This window comes from Psychrobacter sp. FME5, from assembly GCF_014861375.1.
Taxonomy (GTDB): domain Bacteria; phylum Pseudomonadota; class Gammaproteobacteria; order Pseudomonadales; family Moraxellaceae; genus Psychrobacter.
The window spans coordinates 1-1471 of record NZ_RRYX01000224.1; the positions used below are offsets into that span (position 1 = coordinate 1).

The 1471-nt window shown below is 40.7% G+C and carries 2 protein-coding genes and 1 pseudogene; all 3 read left to right on the forward strand.

All coding sequences use genetic code 11. The annotated features are described in order from the left end of the window. Positions 1–374 (forward strand): transposase (locus EI161_RS14345; protein WP_192529934.1); only part of this gene is annotated, 374 nt, incomplete at its 5' end. Positions 375–702: 328 nt separating this feature from the next. Beyond that, positions 703–843 (forward strand): annotated as a pseudogene (locus tag EI161_RS14895) (DNA-3-methyladenine glycosylase); the annotation flags it as partial. 210 nt (positions 844–1053) lie between these two features. Further along, complete coding sequence (locus tag EI161_RS14355) at positions 1054–1365, forward strand: YqfO family protein (protein WP_192529936.1); 312 nt, start codon at positions 1054–1056, stop codon at positions 1363–1365. Positions 1366–1471 lie beyond the last annotated feature (106 nt).

A 1471-nucleotide genomic window follows, 5' to 3' on the forward strand; every position in this document is an offset into this window, starting at 1 on the left:
TCTACGGTGCTGATACGCTTGAGATGGCAGAGGCCAACCTTGAGCACTTTGATGAGACTTGGGGCACAGAGTACCCACATGTCATCAAGTCTTGGCGTAATAACTGGGAGGGCTTAACGGTGTTCTTCGAGTATCCTAAAGACATCAGAAAAGCCATCTATACCACCAATGCTATTGAGTCTTTAAACAGCGTGATTCGGACAGCGGTGAATAAGCGTAAGGTGTTCCCGTCTGATCAGGCAGCATTCAAAGTGGTGTACTTAGCAACCCAGCAGGCATCCAAAAAGTGGTCGATGCCAATCCGTAACTGGACGTCTGCCCTTAATCGCTTTATGATTATGTTTGATGATCGCATTAGTAAGCATTTAATCTAAAGGGCAGTTACACAGAATCTGGGATGGGCTCATCTTCTGCTTTATCATTGTTGTTTTTCTGCTTATCATTTTGCGTATTAGAGTTACTCATGATCTTATCCCTTTGATTATATTAATTTTAATGTGTAGAGCCATTATTAAGATTACTATCATATACAGTTAAGTGTCTGTATAACATCAGTTGCAATAGGTAAAGGTATGCGCTGTTAAACCTTAGTTAAGGGCTTTTGTGTTAAATTTATACTGCGGTAATAATAGAGTGTAAATACAAACTTTTGAAAGCAGGTGATAACTGATGTTACCTAATCTCGAATCTATTATTCCTGCCTCAGAAGTCTGGGTTGAAGACGATGGTTGTCAGCCACCTGTGTCACTGCGTCCACGTATTGGCATCGATTACGCGGGTGAGGCAAAGGATTGGCTACTACGTTATATTTGGACCGACCATGCCTCGTTATCTAAAAAATAGTAAAACTTATATAGTCGATTCAAAATAAAAGCGATACGATCGTCGTAAAGTAAATAGTAACGTGCTATTGCTATAAACTTTTCTTGCTTGCTGTTCGCAGGCGTGACAGAGGCGACAAAAAATTTATAGCCAATAGCACTGTCTCAGTTTTAAAGTGAACTCACTATAGTTTCAGCTAATTTTTATCACTAGATTTTATGGGAGCCGTTTATGTATAAACTCACCGTTTTTATTCCAGAAGAAGCATTGGAGCAGGTTAAGTCAGCGTTGTTTGCTGCGGGAGCTGGGACGATTGGGCGTTATGAGCAGTGTTGTTGGCAAGTAAAAGGAACAGGGCAGTTTATGCCACTGGCAGGCAGTAATCCCCATATAGGGTCACATGATAAGGTAGAGAGGGTCGATGAGTGGCGAGTAGAAATGGTGGTTGCTGAAGCCGCCATTCATAAGGTTATTGCAGCGTTAAAGCAGGCGCATCCTTATGAGACGCCTGCATACGATATCATCGAAGTATTAGATCTCTAGGCTAAATGTTTAATCTTCTTTAACCTTAAGCACATTATATCCAGGATAGCCTATAGTCAGTTCAAAATAAAACTGTTATGGCCAGGACAAATATCATAAAATAATT